Raw genomic sequence first — 18,298 nt, forward strand, 5'->3', positions numbered from 1 at the left:
ACGGCGTCACCAGAACATCCACATCACTCAGACACCACTGGAAAGGACAAGCACGATGAACGACCTCATCGCCCTCAGCATCATCCGCAGCACCTCCGCCTCCGGCCTGGCCCAGTCGGCCCTGCCCCAGGCGGCCGTCACCGACGACGGCTACGCCCCCGCCCCCAACGGCGCGACCGTCCGGCGCTCGCTCGCGACGACGCTTCGGTCCGTAGCCTCGCTGGAGCGCCGCTGGGCCGACCGGCTCGACCCGGTTGCCGGCTGACGCGGCGCAGCCACGCGACATACCCACGGGGGTGATCGCCGATTTCGGCAGCGACCCCGGCCGTGGCAGAATGGCTCCTCGCGCCTGCTTGACCAGCGCCCCTGCCACAGGGGGAGTGACCGGGCACCGTCCCAGCCACGCGGCGAGTCCTGCACCCGGCGTACTCGAGACCAGCACCACCCAACCACCCTGGGCGACCTGTGGCGCCGAGAAGAAAGCGAACCCCCCATGCAGCGTTTCGACGAGATCGACAAGCCGTCCCTGCGCGACGACATCCCGGCCTTCCGCGCCGGTGACACCGTGAACGTCCACGTCAAGGTCGTGGAGGGCACCCGCTCGCGCGTCCAGGTCTTCAAGGGTGTCGTGATCCGTCGGCACGGCGGAGGTGTGGGCGAGACCTTCACCGTCCGGAAGGTCTCCTTCGGCGTCGGCGTGGAGCGGACCTTTCCGCTGCACACGCCCATCATCGACAAGATCGAGGTCGTGACCCGCGGGGACGTGCGTCGCGCGAAGCTGTACTACCTGCGCGACCTGCGTGGCAAGGCCGCCAAGATCAAGGAGAAGCGAGAGACGACCCCGGCGAAGTAAGGGCCGTCGTCTCTCCCCTCGGGCCTGCCGTCACGCCCGACACAGACCCGAGGGTTAGGCTCCGGATGCGATGAACCACCGACCGGAACCACCCCAGCAGGACCCGGCCGCCGCGTCAGCAGTGCCTGACGCGGCGCCCGCATCTCGGCGTCCGCGACAAGGCCCTTCGTGGCTCGTGCTCGCCGGTGTCGCGCTGGTCGCCATGATGCTCGTCCGAGGGTTCCTCGTGCAGTCCTTCTACGTCCCTTCGGGGTCGATGGAGCACACCATCGAGCCGGGTGACCGGATCCTGGTGAACAAGCTCATCGGTGGGAGCAGCCTGCGCCGTGGAGACGTCGTCGTGTTCGACGGCACGACCACGTTCGCCGCTGCGGACCTCACTCCCCCGCAGGACCACGGGCTGGCGGGAAGGGTGCTCGGCCGCGCCGCCTCCCTGGTGGGCGTCGAGCTGGGTGAGCAGGACTTCGTCAAGCGGGTGGTCGGGCTCCCGGGCGACCACGTCGTCTGCTGCGACCCCGACGGCCGCCTGACCATCAACGACACCGCTGTCACAGAGCCGTACATCCACCCTGGGGACAAGCCCAGCGACCTGACGTTCGACATCACCGTGCCGCAGGGCAGGCTGTGGGTCATGGGGGACCATCGCAGTGACAGTGCCGACTCCCGGGCGCACCTCGGCGACCCAGGCGGTGGCACGGTGGGGGTCGGCGACGTGATCGGTCGCGCGAGCCTGACGTACTGGCCGTTGTCCAGGGCAGGCGGGTTCGACACCCCGAAGGTCCTGGCCGACATCCCGAGAGCAGGAGCACGGTGAGCCCCACGCCCGGTCCGGAGTCGCAGGACCGTTCGCGGGCATCCCAGGAGGCGCGGCATGCGCCCGCCGCTTCGAGCGGTCACGACCGCGCGGCCGCCGCTGAGAACGCCCGCTCCGACACCACCGCGTCTGACACCACCGCGTCTGACACCACCGCGTCTGACACCACCGCGTCTGACACCACCCCCACCCCCGCCAGTGGCCTGGCGGTGCTCGGTGCGGCCGTCAAGGAGTTCGCCATCGTCGTGGGGATGGCTCTGGTCCTCTCCTTCATCGTGAAGACGTGGCTGCTGCAGGCGTTCTACATCCCCTCCGGCTCCATGGAGGACACGCTGGTCCTGAACGACCGGGTGATCGTCAGCAAGCTCACTCCCGGCCCGCTGCAACTCAGGCGTGGGGACATCATCGTCTTCGCCGACCCGGGGGACTGGCTCGACCCGGTGCCGCAGGCGCCGCATGGCCAGGTGGCCACCATCCTCCGCGAGGCGATGACGTTCGTCGGGCTCCTGCCGGACAACTCCGAGAACCACCTCATCAAGCGGGTCATCGGGCTGCCAGGCGACCACGTGGTGTGCTGTGACGAGGGTGGCCGGATCACGATCAACGGTGCGCCCATCAGGGAGCCGTACCTGAAACCTGGCGACGCGGCCAGCGAGCAGGACTTCGACATCACGGTGCCACGGGGCCGGGTCTGGGTCATGGGCGACCACCGCTCCAACTCCGCCGACTCACGGGCGCACGACGGCCCGGACGAGAACGGCACCCAGGGTTCCGTCGACGAAAGGCTGATCGTGGGTCGCGCGGTGGCGCTGGTCTGGCCGCTGGACCACCTCGCGTGGCTCTCGAACCCGACGTCGACCTTCGCCAGCGTCCCTCGCCCGACGGGCACCGACACCCGGCCGGGCGGACAGCCTTCGCACACGACGCCCGGACAGTCGGGAACCAGCACCCCGGTCGAACCCACCCGCTTCGGAAGCGCAGGCTGGGGCCGCACAGGGTCCGGAAACGCAGGGTCCGGAAACGCAGGGTCCGGAAACGCAGGGTCCGGAAACGCAGGTTTCGGAAGCGCAGCATGGAAGAGCACCGGGTTCAGAACGACCGGCGACGGCATCGTGGGGGCGTTCGCGAACGCCGTAGCGGCAGGGTCGCGGCCTCCTCAGCTCTTGCCTGGGGAAGACTGAGGGCATGCCGGGGCCAGCACCACCGCAGCGAAGCCGCAAGCCGAGCCTGCGCGTCGAACGGGCGTTGCAGCGGGACGGGCACCGGATCCTGGCCGGGATGGACGAGGTCGGTCGCGGGGCACTGGCCGGTCCGGTCACCGTGGGGGTCGTGCTCATCGACGAGACGTGTCGCAGCGCGCCGACCGGCGTCAAGGACTCCAAACTGCTCACGCCTGCCGCCCGGACGGCGATGGTGCCCAAGATCAGGCGATGGGCCCTGTCGTACGCAGTCGGGCATGCCTCGCCGGCCGAGATCGACGAGGTCGGCATCATCGCGGCCCTTCGGCTCGCCGGCTGTCGCGCCCTGGCCGCCGTGGACGTCGAACCCGACCTGGTGATCCTGGACGGCAACCACGACTGGCTCACGGCTCCGGGCTCCGTCGGTCTGCTGGCGTTCGCGGACGGCTCCGAGTCCCGTACCCCACCGGTGACCACGATGATCAAGGCGGACCTCAAGTGCTCCTCGGTGGCGGCGGCCTCCGTGCTGGCCAAGGTCGAACGGGACACGCTGATGGTGGGACTGGCTCCGTCGCATCCGGTGTACGGCTGGCACGAGAACAAGGGGTATGCCGCGCCGGAACATCTCGCGGCCCTGGAGGCGTACGGCGCCACCGAGCTCCACCGTCGCTCGTGGCGGCTCCCCGGAGTGGCGGGAGATGATGGGTATGCGGTGCTGGAACAGACACTGCAGCAGGTGGATCGACCGGAGATGAGTGCGCGATGAGCTCTGAGGATCTCGAGAAGTACGAGTCGGAGATGGAGCTGCAGCTCTATCGCGAGTACCGGGACGTCGTAGGGCTGTTCTCCCATGTCGTGGAGACGGAGCGGCGGTTCTACCTGTGCAACTCCGTCGACGTGAAGGTGCGCTCGGACGGCGGTGAGGTGTACTTCGACGTGACGATGCAGGACGCCTGGGTGTGGGACATCTACCGTCCGGCTCGGTTCGCCAAGCAGGTGCGCGTGGTGACGTTCAAGGACGTCAACGTCGAGGAGCTGGCGAAGTCCGAGCTCGAGCTGCCGAAGGGCCCCGGCTTCTAGAGGTCCGAAGGACCCGGCTTCCAGATCTGGACGTGCGTGAGAACCTGGCTTCTCGACGTCCGGAGGACCTGATCTCTGGACCTGAGCTCGGCCCCTTCTTCGAGCCCGATACGGCCGGCGCCTGTCCCCACGCGCCCGCCCACGGCCGGGCCCTCCACAGGTCAGCTCCGACCCGCCTCGCACGCAGACGTCCGGCTGTTGGATCGGGGGATGGCAACCGACACCGCACAGCTCAACGGTGACCCTCGACGCGCCTTGGGACAGTACGGCGAACGGCTTGCGGCCAGGTACCTGCGGGACTGCGGCCTGAGCATCCTGGACCGCAACTGGCGGTGCGCCCACGGCGAGATCGACCTCGTCGCCCGCGACGCTGACTGCCTGGTCTTCTGCGAGGTGAAGACCCGTCGCAGCGAGCGGTTCGGCGCGCCGGTGGAGGCGGTCGACCGACGCAAGGCGGCGCGACTTCGGCGGCTGGCCGCTGCCTGGCTGCAGGAGCACGAGGTGCGCCCTGGCCGGATCAGGATCGACGTGATCGGCATTCTTCGGCCGCCCCAAGGCCCGGCGGTCGTGCGTCATCTGGTCGGAGTGGGGCCATGAGCTTCGGGCAGACCAGGTCGGTCACTCTCGAAGGGCTGTCCGGCTCGGTCGTCGACGTCCAGGCACATCTGTCCGGGGGTCTTCCTGCCTTCATGCTCGGAGGGCTGCCCGACGCTGCGTGTGCCCAGTCACCGAACCGCGTCAAAGCAGCCGCCGCCAGTATCGGACGTTCCCTGGCGCAGGACCGGATCACCGTCAACCTCTCCCCGGCCTCCATCCCGAAGAACGGCAGCGGCTTCGACCTGCCCATCGCTCTGGCGGTGGTCGCCGCACTCGGCATGGTCCCGCCTCGACGGCTCCGCGACGTGGTTCATCTCGGCGAGCTCGGGCTGGACGGCAGCGTGCGTCCGGTTCGTGGAGTTCTGCCCGCAGTCCTCTGTGCCGCCAGGGCGGGCGTCCGCGACGTCGTCGTCCCGGCCGGCAACGCGGCGGAGGCGCTGCTCGTACCCGACGTACGGATCCACGCCGTGTCGCATCTGGCCGAGCTCGTCAAGGCCTACACAGGGACCGGTGAGACGCTCTCGATCGGAGCAGGTGACGTGAAGGGCGAGCTGCCTCGGCACAGAACCGTCCCGGATCTGGCCGACGTGGTCGGGCAAGAAGAGGCAAGGACGGCTCTCGAGCTCGCCGCGGCGGGAGGCCACCACCTGTTCCTCCTAGGGCCCCCGGGATCGGGCAAGACCATGCTGGCGGAGCGGCTCGTGTCCATACTGCCCAGGCTCACGCGGGACCAGTCGATCGACGTGCTGGCCGTGCGCTCGCTGTTGGGGGTCACCGCCGCCGAGCTGGAGGTGGAGGGTGTCGCGCCGTTCGTCGCCCCGCACCACAGTGCGACGCAGGCCGCCATCATCGGTGGGGGAAGTGGTGCGGTGCGTCCGGGCGCCATCTCGCAGGCGCACCATGGCGTCCTCTTCCTGGACGAGGCCCCGGAGTTCCGCACCGGAGCTCTCCAGGCGCTGCGTCAGCCGTTGGAGTCAGGAGCCGTCGTGGTGGCCCGGGCCCGGACGACAGTGCGGTTCCCGGCACGGTTCCAGCTGGTGATGGCGGCCAACCCGTGCCCGTGCGGGTTGGGGTTCGGCAAAGGCATCGGGTGCAGCTGCACACCGCTGGCCAAACGGAGCTACCTGGGCAGGCTCAGCGGCCCGCTCCTGGACCGGGTCGACCTTCAGGTGCAGGTCCCGGCGGTCACCCGGTCCGCGCTGGCCGGGGAGGCCGGTGAGTCGAGTGCTGTCGTGGCGGCCAGAGTCGCGGAGGCCCGCCGCGTCCAGGGAGACCGCTGGGGGGCTGCGCCATGGGCTCTCAACAGCCAGGTGCCGGGCGGGCACCTGCGCCGCGGACGGTGGCGCCTGCCGAGCAGGGTCACCAGGGACATCGATGGTTCCCTGGACCGCGGCCAGCTCACCCTGCGTGGTTATGACCGAGTCCTGCGGCTGGGGAGGACTATAGACTTGCACTTGTGCGAGCCATTGTCTACCTCAGAATCTCGAAGGACGCGACCGGCCTTCAGGCTGGTGTGTCCCGTCAGCGCGAGGACTGCGAGAAGCGATGTCGTGATCGCGGCTGGCCCATCGTGTCGGAACAGGCTGACAACGACATGTCTGCCAGCAGTGGCCGTCGTCGCCCCGGCTTCGAGGCCATGCTCGAAAGCCTCGAGCGCGGGGAGGCGGACGTCATCGTGGCATGGTCCCTGGACCGTCTGCAGCGGAACCGACGCGACGAGCTCAGGCTCTACGAGCTGTGCAAGTCCCGGGGAGCGGTCCTCTCGCTGATCAACGGACCTGAGCTGGACTTCACGACGGCAACGGGGGAGATGGTGGCCGACCAGCTCGGCATGGTGGCCCGATTCGAGGTGCGGATGAAGTCAGACCGGCAGGTTCGCCAGCAGGAGCAGGCCGCGGCCAACGGCCAGCGGGTAGGTGGCCGGCGCCCATTCGGTTACGAGCAAGACGGCACAACCGTCCGGCCGAGGGAGGCCGTGGCAGTCGTGGCGGGCTATGACGCACTTCTAGCAGGCGTGCCGCTCGCCCAGATCGCCCGCGACTGGAACGCCGCGGGGCACGTCACTGGGCAGTCACGCTGGAAGGGCGAGCACAAGGGCCAGCCGTCGCCCTGGCGCGCAGACTCAGTTCGTGCGGTTCTGCGCAACCCTCGGTACGCAGGCAAGCGCGCCCACAAGGGGCAGGTCGTCGCCAACGCCATGTGGCCGGCGCTCGTGACTGAGGAAACGTGGCGGGCCGCCGTGGCGCTCCTGTCAGATCCGACGCGGAGGGCTGGACCGAGAGGCAACGCCCGCTCGCTGCTGTCGTCGCTGGCCCTCTGTGGCGTCTGCGGGTCGGCGGTTCAGTCGGGCGGCGCGGCGCGGCCGGGCGTCCGTGGGTATCGCTGTGGTGGGTCCACCGGACACTTCGCCCGGATGGCGCAGCCGGTCGATCGGTTCGTATCTGCGGTCATGGTTGAACGACTCTCGCGCCCGGACGCGGCAGACCTTCTTGTCGACGAGAACAAGGTGGACATCGACGCGCTGCGAACTGAGGCCGTGGCCCTCCGACAGCGGCTCGACGCGCTCGCGACTGACTTCGCGGACGGCTCCCTCACCGCCTCCCAGCTCAGGACCGCTACGGCACGCGTCAGGGCGCGCCTGGGCGACGTAGAAGGCCGGATGGCAGACGCGGGCAGGGTCGACGTCCTGGGGCCGCTTGTGGCCGCTGACGATGTGCGCGCAGTCTGGGATGGGCTGAGCATGGCACGGCGGCGCGCTGTCATTGACGCGCTCGCGACGATCCGGCTGCACCCGGTAGGACGGGGGACCAGGACGTTCAGACCGGAGACGGTGGGCATCGATTGGAAGGGGTCAGGATGAGTCGCCCTGACCCTTCAGCAGCGCTTTGGGAGATGCTGAGCACTGCTGCCGGTGTGGAGCCAGAGCCGCTGCTGAAGGTGATCTGTCGGCCGTGTGGCCGGTCAATCGCGGTCGTCCATCGCACGCCACACGGGCCGCTGTGGGTCGGCTACCTCCGCAACCCGGCTGCGCAACAGTTGCACAGCGAGGATTCCCGCATAGCCCAGTGGCTCGACCACCGCCTTATGGGCGAGTGCCGGTGTCGCGTGCCCTATCCGGCGCCCCAGCCCGGGTGGCCGGACTCGATACCCCGGCTGCACTACGTCGACACAGACGAAGTGAAACGGGCGCTGACGAGCGGCAAGCGCCGAGTCCTGATCGGCTGAGCGCCACGGTGACCGCTTACGCGGACAACCGAGCGACCGCTGCTATCATCTAAATCACAACTTCACCGCACTAACCGTCGCCGGGACTGCAAGCCGAACCGAGCCGCCTAGGGCAGGGTGGCCGATTCGAGGCACTCATGGGCAATTCGGCCCCCCAGTCCCGAGAGCACATGCGCGAGCTGGGTCTCGTCGGTGCTAGGAGCAGGAAGATCGCCGCGGTTGAGCGGAGGATCAAGGATCTCGTCGACTCAGCGCCACCGCTGAGCGCTGAGCAGCGAGATCGCCTCGCCCTACTTCTCCAGGGTGGCGGCGCGAATGACGCCGCCTGACAAGAGAATCCGCCCCGCGGGCAACGGGACGGACTCAGAGATCACGGGCGGGCGATCTGCTCACAGTGTAGCCGAGACGTCCGACTCTCTCGTGACGGCTGACGGTCGTGTCTGGACGCATCGCGAGTGGGTCGCCTACTTGGATGGCTGGCTGTCGGGCTACGTCAACGGCGAGGCGGTGGGATACGACCGGGGATACGTCGCGTGCGACGGCGAGATCGCCACTATTCAGCGAGAGGCAGCGCGCATTGTCCACGCGATGGCGAACATTCCCGAGCGCGACCGTGCGGCTGATGAGGCCGCGGCTGAACGCCGCTCCGCGAGGTGGGCCCAGTGAATCGGCTCTATGTCTGGGGGTTGGCGGAGAACGTCAAGTACAGCCTGCTCCGTGGTCACCTGGGTGACTGGCTGAAGGCCGAGGCCATCCCCGCTCAATGGACGCCCAGGCTGCACGGATGGTGCGTGCGCACCGAGAGGGTGGGCGACCTGATCGCCAGGGCCGAGCATGCCGGCTATCAGGTGAGGATGAGGGGGGTGCTTCCCCGGTGAGCTGGCTCCGCTTCGACGACGACTTCACCGAATGGCAGGAGTGGGACCGTGCCCACGTCGAGGCCCGGTGGGCGTACATCTGCCTCGTGCAGGCGTGCTCCCGCGGGAAGTACTGGGACGGGCGCCTGCCCAAGGCCCGGGCCATCGCAGCGCTCGCCGCCCAGGTCGACGACCCACAGCAGTGCATCGAGCGGCTGGCGATCCTGTCACTCGTCCACGAGGTGCGCTCCGAGCGTGTGGTGGAGCTGCCGCGCATCCACGAGCACGTCCCTGCTCCACACATCCGTAACGCCAAGGAGCAGACCAAGATGCGCATGCGTCGCAAGCGTGCCCACGACACGGGCGACCACTCCCTGTGCACGTCTGGCCGGTGCTCGGAGGTGGGCTCTGTTACGCCACTTGTGACGCGTCACATCGGGACGGGACGGGACGGGACGGGAAAAGCACTCCCGCCGAACGCAGAAGGTGCGTCATGACGACCTCGGGGGCGGTATCGAGCCGCAACGATCTCGCCTCGCTGCACCCGCGCGTCGCACTCTCGGTCTCCCCAAGGCCGAAACCAACGGCCCTTGAAACCATCGCTAGGAGGCCCTGATGGCCGAGAAGATCCCCCGACCTCCCGCCGGCTTGCGGGGCTCCGGTCGTGCCCTGTGGCGCGCTGTGCTGAACCACTACGAGCTCGATGAGCATGAGACGACCATCTTGCGGGAGGCGTGCCGCACCGCCGACAGCCTCGACGGTTTGCAGACGCTGCTGGAGAACGAGGGGCTGATTTCGGAGTCGTCGCAGGGTTCGCGTGTGCATCCGGCGCTGGTGGAGCTGCGTCAGCAACGCATCACGTTCGCTCGGCTCTTGACGGCGCTTCGCATCCCGGCCGGGGAGACGCCCGTCATCGGTCGCACGCAACACCGCGGCGGCCCTCGTGGCGTCTATGGCATCACTGGCGGTGCGTCGTGAGGCGCCGAGTGAAGCCTGTCGACCGGGTGCCCGTCAATCTGGCGCGGTTCGATGAGGCCGAGTGGTCCGGGGAGGTTCCCGCGGGGGCTCCGGGGTCGCCTACACAGTGGGCGCGGCTGCGGTGGAACCGGGCGCGGTCCCGGGCTATGCGGGGGCTGTCATGAGGCGTCGTGCGCCGAAGCCGGACCCGCAGAGGGACCCACCGGAGAAGCTGCTGCGCTACGACGCACGCGACTGGCCCGAGGCCGCCTGCCATCCGGAGTGCGCGTTCTGGGAGGCAGCGACCGAGTGGGCTCGGCAGCACCCCGACGACGCGGACTACGACATCGTCGGTGGCGGCCCGGACACCCCGTGGCACCCGGAGCTGGTATGAGACGCCGACCGCCGCCGATGCGCGCCGCAGACATGCCACCGGACCGGCTGCTGGCCTATCTGGAGGCCGACTGGCTGCCGCTGGTCGACCCGAGCGAGTACGACCCGGACCGACACCGGAACATCACCGATGGCCGTCACGTCGGCGCCCCCAGCCTCTCGCAGAGGCAGTGGTGCAGAAGCCAGGCGCAACGGCTGTGGGCCCGTGCCCGCTTGGACTGGCTGGACCAGCACGGCTGGCCAGGCGGCCTCGACGCCATCGACCTGCTGCGCCAGAGCTTGGAGACCAGGCGGGCGCTGCGCTTTCCACACAACTTCCCGGGCCAGCCGGGACGAGGGGCCATCTGGCCCAGCAACCATGAAGGGGAAACACCATGACTGAGATGAGAGTTCGAGCCGGTGGCGGCTGGAACACGGACTACACCCGTATGTCGTACTCGCTGCGATCCCAGGTCGAGAGCGCGGACAGGGCATTCGCGCGGGAGACCGCGAACGCCGAGCGCGAGCGCGCCGCCCGGGCAGCCGCATTCCGCGACGGCGCCGTGCGCGCCTCCATCGCGGCCGCACTCGACCGTGGCGAGCACGTCGACCTGCGTCAGGCGTGGGCAGATGGTGGCGTGGGTCGCACCCACGCCGAAGTGCTGGCCGAGGCCTCCGCCCGCATGGATCTCGACGACCGCCGCCAAGCATGGCGCCGCGCCAAGGAGGGCGCCGCGCTGTCGGACGCTGAGTGGTCCGAGCAGAACAGCGCCGACAACAGCGCACCGGACACGATCAGTGACGAGGCCAGGGAGCGCGCCGAGAAGCGGGCGGCACGGGCTGCCAATCGCGAGTTCGTCACCAGGGCGTGGAACGTCACAGAGTCGGTCCTCGGCGTTGAGCGTGCGAACGGCAGGCTGCCCGGTGGCACGAGGCGGACGCGATGACCGGGGCAGAGGACCGCGACGAGACCGGGGCACGTCCCGCCGAGGTGGTCCACGCCGAGCAGGTCGCAGGGTTCGCCGAAGCAATCAAGGCCGCGACGGGCGCCGTTCAGGCGCAGCAGTCGCAGGCGCATGGGTTCCTGTCTGGACCGGGGCAAGGGTGACGGTCGACGGACAGGACCGGCCTTCGGGCCGGCGCGAGGCCGTGGCGGGCGCCTCACTCCCGCCCGCCGCGGCCTCAGCGCGTCCCATGACCGACGACGCCAACCCGTACGACTTCGCCGAGGCGACCCGCGCCGGCATCGCCATCCTCACGGCTGCCTTCGTCGCCACCGAGCACCCAGGGTTCCGAGATGACCCGCCCGCCGAGTCCGCGATGGAGGCGCTGAACGGGTACCTGCTCGAGGACGCGGAGCAGCCGGACGCGCACGCGTTCGCAACGGCCTACGTGGGCATGCTGGCCGTCGCTGGGGAGCTGCTGGTGCTCCTGCATGAGGTCACGGGTGAGGAGCCGGCGCACCTCTTGCAGGCGCTCGCCAAAGCGCTAGAGAACCAGGAGAACTAGGCATGTTGTTCGCAATGATCGGGCGATTCATCATCCAGAAGCTGGTCAAAGACCTGATCCAGCACATCGTCAAAGACATCGTGATCAACGGCATCGCCAAGGAGATGAAGGCCCTGGCCGGCCGGTACGCCGGGGTCCACGTTGAGGTCAAGGGCTCGGAGGACTTCTACAAGGCCAGCCGGGCGCTGAAAGGTGCCGGGCCGGAGCTGCGTAAGCGGGTGAACGCCGAGATTCGCACCGTCGCCCGGCCGATGATCAACCAGGCCCGCGCCGCAGCCCGCGCCCAGCTGCCGCACCATGGCGGCCTCGCCGCCCAGGTCGCCAGCGAACCGATGCGGGTGCAGATCCGCACGGGCGCCGACACGGCCGGCGTGCGCATCGTCGTCGGCCGACGCCGCGGGGGGGCCCAGTCCACGAACCGTGGCGTGATTCGTCACCCGGTGTACGGGAACCGGAACGCGTGGGTGACGCAGAGGGTCCAGCCCGGCTGGTTCGACGACTCCATGAAGTCGCAGGCGCCAGCGGTGCGCCGGGCCATTGAGAGGGCGATGGAGCAGACCCTCGCCGAGATCGTGCGAAAGGCCCGCTGATGGCCCCGCGCCCTGAGCCCGGCTGGCACTACGACGCCGACGCGCTACGCCGACCCGTGCAGCCGGACAACCCGCTACAGGTGAGCGCTCCGGCGCTCGATGAGGCCATGGGCCGCGGGCTGTGATGGGCACCGTCCCGAGGGGTGCCGCGGTCGAGGTGGTCTGACGTGCTACCGGGGAATCCCGCAAGGAATGGGTCACAAATCTCACGTTTCATAGACAGGGCCTTGGGCATGAGGGCACAATCCACTAACCGGCATCGAGAGGGGGCTGAGCACGTGAGCACGCACTCGCACCCGCTTGCGCATGCAATCAAGGAAGGCGCTGCTCGTCAGGCGTCGGCTCAGATCAGGGATGCCTCCCGGGCGCTCAAGGGCATGGCGTCGGACCTGTCTTACGCCAGGGCGCAGCGCCGCGGTGAACGGCTCGCCAAGCAGATGCGGCGTGAGGGCTCGCTTCAGGCCAAGTCGCCCCGCAAGGTGATCCACCTGCCCAAGTGACTACAAGGCTGACTTGGGCAGATGCCACGCCCGAGGATGCTCCCGACCTGGACAACTTCTGCTGCACGCCGCCAAAGGAGAAGTCATCCACCGCCGTGGGACGGATGGAGTACCCCAAGCTGCCTGAGGCCAGGGCACAGAGCATTGTGCGCAGCCTGAAACTCTCCAAAGCGGCGCGCACAGGCCAGCGAATTTGGGTGGGGCGGGACTCGCTGGGCGTGGCTGCAGTGGCGTCATGGAAGTGGATTGAGCGTGACCTGGCAATAGTGTGCGTCGTCGCGCTTTCACGGCGCCTTCGCGGGCATGGTCTGACGTACACCAGAGAAATGGTGGATACCGCCACGGCGCAGATCAGTGGAGACGCCGCGGACCGCGGGCTGAGAGAGTTCCAACTGATTGCCTATATCCACAAGGACAACCGACCCAGCCGGGCCTTCGCCAACCGTTTCGAGATGGACCAGCTCACTGACCCAGACAAGGACGGTTACGCCCTTCATAGCGTCACCTTGCCTGCAGGTGAGACGGATCGGATGCCATCCCCGAGTGGATGAATGGGCTGCGGCTGACCGGGTACGCGCATTCGGAGACCGCCCCCGTGGGTCCAGCAGCGAGGACACGGTGGCGGTCGCCTCGGATGCAGCGTAAGTCGGCCCGCCACAAGCGGCAAGCACCGCCAGAAGTTGGCGCTACCGCGCTGCGAGTCCGGCGCACGCGCCCCCATCAGCCTGGCAGGGGGTCCCGTGATGGGGACGCGCAGGACCAACCATCCTCGCACCCATCCCGGGCCGATATGGCCCGTCTGAGCCATTGCTTTTGGCGCGGCACAGCGCGCATGCTCACGGGTGGGAGTTAAGCGCCCACGCCTGAGGGGGTTCGAGGCGTGGGCGCTTCGCTGTCCGCTGGACCGTGGCCGCAAGACTCGCACGTAGTCATCATCAGGGGACACCGTTGAGCCATCGACTTGACTACTTGGGACGGCAAGGCTTCACCTGTGACACGTCGCTCTGAGGTCGTGACGGACAATCTGTGTCCGGCATGCGGCAAGGCCGTGGAAACCACGACGGTGACCGGTCGGAGGGCCGACCATCGCCTCACCATCCATGTCCACCCGGAGCCGAATGCGGCCGAGCGCTGCCGCTACGACGCAGGGCCCGAGGTCGGCGCTCTGGCCATCGACAAGTTCCCGGGTGACACGTAAGCCAGAAATGTGGCGCACCCCCTCAGAGCCGGGGAAGGCGAGTCGAGGGGGTGCGCCCAGCAGCACGAATGCTGCTCTTTGTGAGATTTTACTCCTGCTGCCCGTCAAGGGCCTCGCGGGCGGCCCCGCGGCGCTGGTACTCCCGGCCCGCGTCGAATGCCGCGGTCACGTCTGAGGCCGCACCGTGCTCTGCTCGGTGGATGCCCCGGGCCGCGACCTGCAAGTGCTCCGCTGCGAACTTGAGCACGTCGTCGACCTCGAGCCCTGCCGGGATGCTGGTGACGACCTCGGCAAGACCTTCCTCGTCCAGTACGACGAGGACGAGCCCGCCCGGGCCGTGCGCTGGCAGGTCCGCGCTGATCTTGTCGCCCCGACGCAGGACGTAGTTGAGGTCTTTGTTCTCCCACCAGTCGACCGCGTAGACGCCCTCGGTTATCGCTAGACGCTGCGCCCGGATCTTGAGCTCCGGCGTCTCGCTGGGGGTCTTCTGAGTATTCGAGCTCACGTGCTTGTTGTTGTCGTGCGTCATGCTTGTTCCCACGATGGTTCATCTCCTGTGTAGGTGAATCGTCCAGGCCCTTGCCGGTGGTCACGCGCCGGCTTGGGCCGGTCTAACCTCTGCTGGTTAGTTGCCCTCCCGCTGGGTTGGACCGTGGCCGACCTCGAGGGACGTTCCAGCCCGACGCGCGACGATCTCGGCACTGCCCTGACCCTGCGGAACCACGGACCCGTCGCGGCATGAACGGTGCCACCGGTTGGACGCGGCGGGTGCCGCCGGGGGAGCGCACCGCCCGCATCGCGTGGGCACGGCTGGTTGAGCCCGCCGACGCCGGCGCCGTGAGGCTGGTCGAGACGCTGGGACCCGAGGAGGCGCTGCGCGGGCTGGATCCGGCGTCGCCTCTGGGCACCCGCATCGCTCCCCGGCTGGCGACGCTGGACGTGGAGCGGGACCTCGAGATCGCCGGGCGGCTCGGCGCACGGGTCATCATCCCGGACGACCCGGAGTGGCCCCAGGGGCTGAGATCCCTGACCGCCCCTCCGTGGTGTCTGTGGGTTCGGGGCCCAGTGCAGCTGGCCGACGTCTGCGAACGCAGCGTGTCGATCGTCGGCGCGCGAGCGGCCACTGGGTACGGCGTGCACCAGGCCAGGGAGCTGGCCGCCGGCCTCGTCGATCGGGACTTCATGGTGGTTTCCGGAGCCGCGTACGGCATCGACGGGGCAGCCCACCAAGGCGCTTTGGCCGGCGATGGCCTGACCGTCGCCGTGGTCGCGGGCGGCATCGACCGGCCGTATCCCGCCGGTCACGCGTCCCTCCTGGCGCGGATCGCGGAGTCCGGGGCCGTCCTGACCGAGGTGCCGCCTGGATCCGCGCCCACGCGATGGCGCTTCCTGAGCCGCAACCGGGTCATCGCGACCCTGAGCCAGGGCACCGTCGTAGTCGAGGCTGGCCTGCGCTCGGGGTCTCGCAACACCGCGAACCAGGCTCGCGAGCATCAAAGGGTGGTGTGCGCGGTGCCCGGTCCGGTCACCTCCGCCGCCTCGGCCGGCTGCCACGAGCTACTGCGTGAGGAGGGAGTCATCCTCGTGACCGATGCCGACGAGATCGTCGAGGCCGTGGGTCAGATCGGCGAGCTTGCATCGCCCAAGCGCGGGCGCAGCAGCCCGCAGGACGCTCTGAGCGAGCTTCAGCAGGTGGTGTACGCGGCCCTACCGGTCAGTGCCACGGCGTCTGTGGACCAGCTCGCCCAGCGTTCCGGCCGCTCGACGGGAGAGGTTCGTTCCTCACTGGGCATCCTGTCGGCGGGTGGCTTGTGCGAGCGCCGGGACGATGGCTGGCGGAAGCGACGGACATCGTGACGTTGGCGCCGGACGGGCCGCTTCGACCGCCGGCAGTGACAGCATCGGCCCACGTCAGCCTCATCCGACCCCCATCCGGACGGGGTGGCGGCTTGTGTACCGCCGGGCGGTTTGCGACCGTGACAGTGTGGCCGCGGAGGGGGAGTCGATGGCCGAGGCGCTCGTTGCCTTCGAGCGACACCTGCGCAGTGAGCGCGGCCGGTCGGAGCATACGATCCGCGCCTACGCGGGGGACGTCCGAAGCCTCGTGGCCTTCCTCGAGGAGCACTGCGGAGCGGACGGCCTGGCTGCCGTGACGCTTCGTGACCTGCGGGCATGGCTGGCCGCACTGGCCCAGTCGGGCGCGGCCCGGGCAACCATCGCTCGTCGCTCCGCAGCAGCGCGAAGCTTCCTGGGCTGGGCGACCAGGACGGGCCGAATCTCAGCCGATCCCTCCCTTCGACTCGTTGCGCCAAAGCGCGTGGCGCACCTACCCGAGGTCCTCAAGCAGTCCGAGGCGACGGCGCTCCTCGACGTGGCGGCGGTGGCCAGCGATGACCACGACCCGCTGCATCTGCGGGACCGCGCAGCTCTGGAGCTGCTCTACGCCACCGGCATCCGCGTGGGGGAGCTGACGTCGCTCGACGTCGACGACGTGGACCGGGACGGAAGAGTCGTGCGGGTCATGGGAAAGGGCGGCAAGGAGAGGACCGTGCCCTTCGGCGTGCCGGCCGCCGAGGCTCTCGGCGCCTGGCTCTCGGCGGGCCGCCCTGAGCTCCTGGGACCCGAGAGCGGTGTTGCGCTGTTCCTCGGACGCCGTGGCCGCCGCGCCGACCCACGCCAGATCAGAGCGGCACTGCATGCGCTGTTGGCCTACGTCCCACAAGCCCCCGACCTGGGGCCCCACGGTCTTCGTCACAGTGCCGCGACGCATCTGCTGGAAGGGGGCGCAGACCTCAGGCTCGTCCAGGAGCTCCTGGGTCACGCATCCTTGGCGACCACCCAGATCTACACCCACGTGTCGGTCGACCGCCTCAGGCACTCCTACCGTCAGGCCCATCCCCGCGCCTGAGACCGGCCCAGCGGCCGGGCGCGCCGCGGGACGTACAAGGGCCGGACAGGAGAAGATGAACGGGTCATCGACGCGGGCGCCGCGGGCGAGCCATCCGGAGAGGAACGAGAGCGCGGAGTGAGCACCACCGTCCCGAACCGACCACCGCGTCACCCGCGACGCCGGCTGAACCGGCAGGTCAGGCTACGTCGTACGGTGGCGTCAACCGTCGTCCTGCTTCTGCTCCTCGGCGGCGGCCTCACGTGGAGGAGCCGACACGGACACGTTCCGACAGCAGGCCATCCCGTCGCGACGACGACCAGTGCCGCAGGCAGCGGCCGGACCCCCGCGTCGAACACCGAGGACGGCTCCACCAGCTCCGAGACGACGACGTCGGGGACGCCGAAGGTGCCCCAGCACGGCAACGGGAAGGTGCACGTCGTCTCTGTACCTGATGCCCCCGTGTCGGCGTCCGGCCGAACGGTCCGGTACACCGTCGAGGTCGAGGGTGGTCTCGGGGTGGACGAGGGCGACGTGGCGGCGGCCATCCAGGCAGTGTTGCTGGACCCGCGAGGCTGGCAGAAGGTCGACGGCGTCCGGTTCGTCAACGTCCCTCCCGCAGAAGCGTCGTCCGGGGCGCAGGTGGACATCAGGGTGACGTTGGCCAGCCCCGGCCTGACCGACCAGCTGTGCGCCCCCATGCGCACGCTGTCCCAGGTCTCGTGCTGGAACGGAGGCAGGTCGGTCCTCAACTTCCGGCGGTGGGCGCTGGGCGACGACAGCTACGGGGGGGACGTGGCTCGCTACCGGACCTACCAGGTCAACCACGAGGTCGGCCATGGTCTGGGGCACCAGCACCGCAGCTGTCCGGGCAAGGGCAGGCGCGCTCCGGTGATGCTGCAGCAGACGCTGGACCTCGCGGGGTGCACACCCTGGCCGTTCCCCTCAGGCGCCTAGAGTCCGGCCGAAGCTCGGCCGTGAGCAGGCGTTGTGCGGTCGGCTCCCTGCCGCGCCACCGCCCCGATGCGGTCGGGGCGGGAACGGGACTCGCCCTGGGGTCCCGGCTGCTGGGCCCCGCCCGTCATTGGACGGGTACCGGCCGTCAGGGCATGGGTAGGAGCCGGACCGAAACAGGCCCTAGGAGCGTCAGCGGGTTGAGGTAGGTGGCGTCGCGCAGTGCTCCCAGATGCAGGCACGTCACGGGCGCGCAGTGACTGCCGACGTCGCGCAGCGTGCCGAGCTGCATCCCGCGGGCGACCGTCGCACCCGTGCTTACGGTGGCGGCGACGGGTTCGTAGGTCGACCGCACTCCTGAGGGGTGCAGCACCGTGACCGTGCCTCTCCCCGCGACGACTCCGACGTGAGCCACGGTGCCGGCGTCCACAGCCAGCACCGCCTGGCCGCTGTGACTCGCGAGGTCGACCCCGCGGTGGCCCTCACCCCACCGGCTGGCCGGTGGCAGGAACGGTCGGAGCACCTTCGGCCGCGGCGCCAGCGGCCAGGACCAGCGTGTCGGCCGTTGCGCCGTGAGCGCGCTCGATGGCCCCGCCGGCTCCGGCTGGTCCAGGTGGGGAGGGGCGCCCGTCGAGAAGGCCAGCAGCATGGCGGCGATGGGTCCTATGGCGATGCCGAGGGGGGTCATGGGAGGACTCTGGCTGGTCGGAGCGAGCCGCGGTGAAGG

General features: G+C 69.4%; 27 protein-coding genes and 1 pseudogene. 26 read left to right on the forward strand and 2 right to left on the reverse strand.

Annotated elements, in window-relative coordinates; genetic code table 11:
* Positions 1 to 55 precede the first annotated feature (55 nt).
* From PHA84_RS13400 to PHA84_RS13510, 23 genes and pseudogenes are all read left to right on the forward strand, one after another.
* The gene (locus tag PHA84_RS13400) at positions 56 to 265 is read left to right on the forward strand and encodes a hypothetical protein (RefSeq protein ID WP_270888612.1); all 210 of its coding nucleotides are present in this window, start codon (positions 56 to 58) and stop codon (positions 263 to 265) included.
* Between the two features lie 228 nt (positions 266 to 493).
* Positions 494 to 853 (forward strand): 50S ribosomal protein L19, encoded by a 360-nt coding sequence (rplS, locus tag PHA84_RS13405; protein WP_270888613.1) that lies wholly within the window; start codon positions 494 to 496, stop codon positions 851 to 853.
* A gap of 175 nt (positions 854 to 1,028) precedes the next feature.
* Positions 1,029 to 1,667 carry a signal peptidase I gene (gene lepB / locus PHA84_RS13410; protein WP_270888614.1) on the forward strand — a complete coding sequence of 213 codons (639 nt, stop codon included), beginning with the start codon at positions 1,029 to 1,031 and terminating at the stop codon, positions 1,665 to 1,667.
* On the forward strand, positions 1,664 to 2,848 hold the full coding sequence (lepB, locus tag PHA84_RS13415) for a signal peptidase I (RefSeq protein WP_270888615.1): 1,185 nt from the start codon (positions 1,664 to 1,666) through the stop codon (positions 2,846 to 2,848). The genes lepB (PHA84_RS13410) and lepB (PHA84_RS13415) overlap by 4 nt, the downstream gene beginning before the upstream one ends.
* 4 nt (positions 2,849 to 2,852) lie before the next feature.
* The gene (locus tag PHA84_RS13420) at positions 2,853 to 3,611 is read left to right on the forward strand and encodes a ribonuclease HII (RefSeq protein ID WP_270888616.1); all 759 of its coding nucleotides are present in this window, start codon (positions 2,853 to 2,855) and stop codon (positions 3,609 to 3,611) included.
* The gene (locus PHA84_RS13425; RefSeq protein WP_270888617.1) at positions 3,608 to 3,925 is read left to right on the forward strand and encodes a DUF2469 domain-containing protein; all 318 of its coding nucleotides are present in this window, start codon (positions 3,608 to 3,610) and stop codon (positions 3,923 to 3,925) included. The genes PHA84_RS13420 and PHA84_RS13425 overlap by 4 nt, the downstream gene beginning before the upstream one ends.
* A gap of 210 nt (positions 3,926 to 4,135) precedes the next feature.
* Positions 4,136 to 4,522: a YraN family protein gene (locus tag PHA84_RS13430; protein ID WP_270888618.1), complete on the forward strand. Its 387-nt coding sequence runs from the start codon at positions 4,136 to 4,138 to the stop codon at positions 4,520 to 4,522.
* Positions 4,519 to 5,964, forward strand: a pseudogene (locus PHA84_RS13435) (YifB family Mg chelatase-like AAA ATPase); the annotation flags it as partial. The gene PHA84_RS13430 and the pseudogene PHA84_RS13435, both read left to right, overlap by 4 nt.
* Before the next feature lie 71 nt (positions 5,965 to 6,035).
* On the forward strand, positions 6,036 to 7,382 hold the full coding sequence (locus tag PHA84_RS13440; RefSeq protein ID WP_270888619.1) for a recombinase family protein: 1,347 nt from the start codon (positions 6,036 to 6,038) through the stop codon (positions 7,380 to 7,382).
* A 785-nt stretch (positions 7,383 to 8,167) separates the two neighbouring features.
* Positions 8,168 to 8,413, forward strand: a complete 246-nt coding sequence (locus PHA84_RS13445; protein ID WP_270888620.1) for a hypothetical protein — start codon at positions 8,168 to 8,170, stop codon at positions 8,411 to 8,413.
* On the forward strand, positions 8,410 to 8,625 hold the full coding sequence (locus tag PHA84_RS13450) for a hypothetical protein (protein WP_270888621.1): 216 nt from the start codon (positions 8,410 to 8,412) through the stop codon (positions 8,623 to 8,625). Before PHA84_RS13445 ends, PHA84_RS13450 begins: the two co-directional genes overlap by 4 nt.
* Complete coding sequence (locus PHA84_RS13455) at positions 8,622 to 9,101, forward strand: hypothetical protein (RefSeq protein ID WP_270888622.1); 480 nt, start codon at positions 8,622 to 8,624, stop codon at positions 9,099 to 9,101. Before PHA84_RS13450 ends, PHA84_RS13455 begins: the two co-directional genes overlap by 4 nt.
* 118 nt (positions 9,102 to 9,219) lie before the next feature.
* Positions 9,220 to 9,582 (forward strand): terminase, encoded by a 363-nt coding sequence (locus PHA84_RS13460; protein ID WP_270888623.1) that lies wholly within the window; start codon positions 9,220 to 9,222, stop codon positions 9,580 to 9,582.
* Positions 9,583 to 9,742: 160 nt separating this feature from the next.
* Positions 9,743 to 9,955, forward strand: coding sequence for a hypothetical protein (locus PHA84_RS13465; RefSeq protein WP_270888624.1), 213 nt, complete (start codon positions 9,743 to 9,745; stop codon positions 9,953 to 9,955).
* Positions 9,952 to 10,332, forward strand: a complete 381-nt coding sequence (locus PHA84_RS13470) for a hypothetical protein (protein ID WP_270888625.1) — start codon at positions 9,952 to 9,954, stop codon at positions 10,330 to 10,332. The genes PHA84_RS13465 and PHA84_RS13470 overlap by 4 nt, the downstream gene beginning before the upstream one ends.
* On the forward strand, positions 10,329 to 10,880 hold the full coding sequence (locus PHA84_RS13475; RefSeq protein ID WP_270888626.1) for a hypothetical protein: 552 nt from the start codon (positions 10,329 to 10,331) through the stop codon (positions 10,878 to 10,880). Before PHA84_RS13470 ends, PHA84_RS13475 begins: the two co-directional genes overlap by 4 nt.
* Positions 10,877 to 11,041, forward strand: a complete 165-nt coding sequence (locus PHA84_RS13480; RefSeq protein WP_270888627.1) for a hypothetical protein — start codon at positions 10,877 to 10,879, stop codon at positions 11,039 to 11,041. Before PHA84_RS13475 ends, PHA84_RS13480 begins: the two co-directional genes overlap by 4 nt.
* An 86-nt stretch (positions 11,042 to 11,127) precedes the next feature.
* Complete coding sequence (locus tag PHA84_RS13485) at positions 11,128 to 11,442, forward strand: hypothetical protein (RefSeq protein ID WP_270888628.1); 315 nt, start codon at positions 11,128 to 11,130, stop codon at positions 11,440 to 11,442.
* Positions 11,443 to 11,456: 14 nt separating this feature from the next.
* Positions 11,457 to 12,032, forward strand: a complete 576-nt coding sequence (locus tag PHA84_RS13490; RefSeq protein WP_270888629.1) for a hypothetical protein — start codon at positions 11,457 to 11,459, stop codon at positions 12,030 to 12,032.
* Complete coding sequence (locus PHA84_RS13495) at positions 12,032 to 12,157, forward strand: hypothetical protein (protein ID WP_270888630.1); 126 nt, start codon at positions 12,032 to 12,034, stop codon at positions 12,155 to 12,157. Before PHA84_RS13490 ends, PHA84_RS13495 begins: the two co-directional genes overlap by 1 nt.
* 153 nt (positions 12,158 to 12,310) lie before the next feature.
* Positions 12,311 to 12,532: a hypothetical protein gene (locus PHA84_RS13500; RefSeq protein WP_270888631.1), complete on the forward strand. Its 222-nt coding sequence runs from the start codon at positions 12,311 to 12,313 to the stop codon at positions 12,530 to 12,532.
* Between the two features lie 104 nt (positions 12,533 to 12,636).
* Complete coding sequence (locus PHA84_RS13505) at positions 12,637 to 13,083, forward strand: hypothetical protein (protein WP_270888632.1); 447 nt, start codon at positions 12,637 to 12,639, stop codon at positions 13,081 to 13,083.
* A 440-nt stretch (positions 13,084 to 13,523) separates the two neighbouring features.
* Positions 13,524 to 13,730 (forward strand): hypothetical protein, encoded by a 207-nt coding sequence (locus PHA84_RS13510; protein WP_270888633.1) that lies wholly within the window; start codon positions 13,524 to 13,526, stop codon positions 13,728 to 13,730.
* Between the two features lie 88 nt (positions 13,731 to 13,818).
* Here PHA84_RS13510 and PHA84_RS13515 read toward each other — a convergent pair whose 3' ends face one another.
* Positions 13,819 to 14,259: a hypothetical protein gene (locus PHA84_RS13515; RefSeq protein WP_270888634.1), complete on the reverse strand. Its 441-nt coding sequence runs from the start codon at positions 14,257 to 14,259 to the stop codon at positions 13,819 to 13,821.
* Positions 14,260 to 14,468: 209 nt separating this feature from the next.
* On the opposite strand from PHA84_RS13515, the gene dprA reads away from it, so the two are divergent.
* The 3 genes from dprA (at position 14,469) to PHA84_RS13530 (ending at position 17,574) form a co-directional block, all read left to right on the forward strand.
* A complete protein-coding gene (gene dprA / locus PHA84_RS13520; RefSeq protein ID WP_270888635.1) occupies positions 14,469 to 15,587 on the forward strand; it encodes a DNA-processing protein DprA in 1,119 nt (372 codons plus the stop codon).
* A 148-nt stretch (positions 15,588 to 15,735) separates the two neighbouring features.
* Positions 15,736 to 16,638: a tyrosine recombinase XerC gene (locus PHA84_RS13525; protein ID WP_270888667.1), complete on the forward strand. Its 903-nt coding sequence runs from the start codon at positions 15,736 to 15,738 to the stop codon at positions 16,636 to 16,638.
* A gap of 117 nt (positions 16,639 to 16,755) precedes the next feature.
* A complete protein-coding gene (locus PHA84_RS13530) occupies positions 16,756 to 17,574 on the forward strand; it encodes a DUF3152 domain-containing protein (protein WP_270888636.1) in 819 nt (272 codons plus the stop codon).
* A gap of 145 nt (positions 17,575 to 17,719) precedes the next feature.
* Here the strand turns inward: PHA84_RS13530 and PHA84_RS13535 are convergent, their stop codons facing one another.
* Positions 17,720 to 18,259 (reverse strand): M23 family metallopeptidase, encoded by a 540-nt coding sequence (locus tag PHA84_RS13535; protein WP_270888637.1) that lies wholly within the window; start codon positions 18,257 to 18,259, stop codon positions 17,720 to 17,722.
* Positions 18,260 to 18,298 lie beyond the last annotated feature (39 nt).

This window comes from Pedococcus sp. 5OH_020 (assembly GCF_027812955.1).
In the GTDB taxonomy this organism is placed as follows: Bacteria; Actinomycetota; Actinomycetes; order Actinomycetales; family Dermatophilaceae; genus Pedococcus.

Bases quoted from the DNA above. Each gene is read 5' to 3' on its own strand.
- PHA84_RS13400 (WP_270888612.1), top strand. From the start codon at position 56: ATGAACGACCTCATCGCCCTCAGCATCATCCGCAGCACCTCCGCCTCC.
- rplS (WP_270888613.1), top strand. From the start codon at position 494: ATGCAGCGTTTCGACGAGATCGACAAGCCGTCCCTGCGCGACGACATC.
- PHA84_RS13420 (WP_270888616.1), top strand. From the start codon at position 2,853: ATGCCGGGGCCAGCACCACCGCAGCGAAGCCGCAAGCCGAGCCTGCGC.
- PHA84_RS13425 (WP_270888617.1), top strand. From the start codon at position 3,608: ATGAGCTCTGAGGATCTCGAGAAGTACGAGTCGGAGATGGAGCTGCAG.
- PHA84_RS13430 (WP_270888618.1), top strand. From the start codon at position 4,136: ATGGCAACCGACACCGCACAGCTCAACGGTGACCCTCGACGCGCCTTG.
- PHA84_RS13460 (WP_270888623.1), top strand. From the start codon at position 9,220: ATGGCCGAGAAGATCCCCCGACCTCCCGCCGGCTTGCGGGGCTCCGGT.
- PHA84_RS13465 (WP_270888624.1), top strand. From the start codon at position 9,743: ATGAGGCGTCGTGCGCCGAAGCCGGACCCGCAGAGGGACCCACCGGAG.
- PHA84_RS13470 (WP_270888625.1), top strand. From the start codon at position 9,952: ATGAGACGCCGACCGCCGCCGATGCGCGCCGCAGACATGCCACCGGAC.
- PHA84_RS13475 (WP_270888626.1), top strand. From the start codon at position 10,329: ATGACTGAGATGAGAGTTCGAGCCGGTGGCGGCTGGAACACGGACTAC.
- PHA84_RS13480 (WP_270888627.1), top strand. From the start codon at position 10,877: ATGACCGGGGCAGAGGACCGCGACGAGACCGGGGCACGTCCCGCCGAG.
- PHA84_RS13485 (WP_270888628.1), top strand. From the start codon at position 11,128: ATGACCGACGACGCCAACCCGTACGACTTCGCCGAGGCGACCCGCGCC.
- PHA84_RS13490 (WP_270888629.1), top strand. From the start codon at position 11,457: ATGATCGGGCGATTCATCATCCAGAAGCTGGTCAAAGACCTGATCCAG.
- PHA84_RS13495 (WP_270888630.1), top strand. From the start codon at position 12,032: ATGGCCCCGCGCCCTGAGCCCGGCTGGCACTACGACGCCGACGCGCTA.
- PHA84_RS13505 (WP_270888632.1), top strand. From the start codon at position 12,637: ATGGAGTACCCCAAGCTGCCTGAGGCCAGGGCACAGAGCATTGTGCGC.
- PHA84_RS13515 (WP_270888634.1), bottom strand. From the start codon at position 14,259: ATGACGCACGACAACAACAAGCACGTGAGCTCGAATACTCAGAAGACC.
- dprA (WP_270888635.1), top strand. From the start codon at position 14,469: ATGAACGGTGCCACCGGTTGGACGCGGCGGGTGCCGCCGGGGGAGCGC.
- PHA84_RS13525 (WP_270888667.1), top strand. From the start codon at position 15,736: ATGGCCGAGGCGCTCGTTGCCTTCGAGCGACACCTGCGCAGTGAGCGC.
- PHA84_RS13535 (WP_270888637.1), bottom strand. From the start codon at position 18,259: ATGACCCCCCTCGGCATCGCCATAGGACCCATCGCCGCCATGCTGCTG.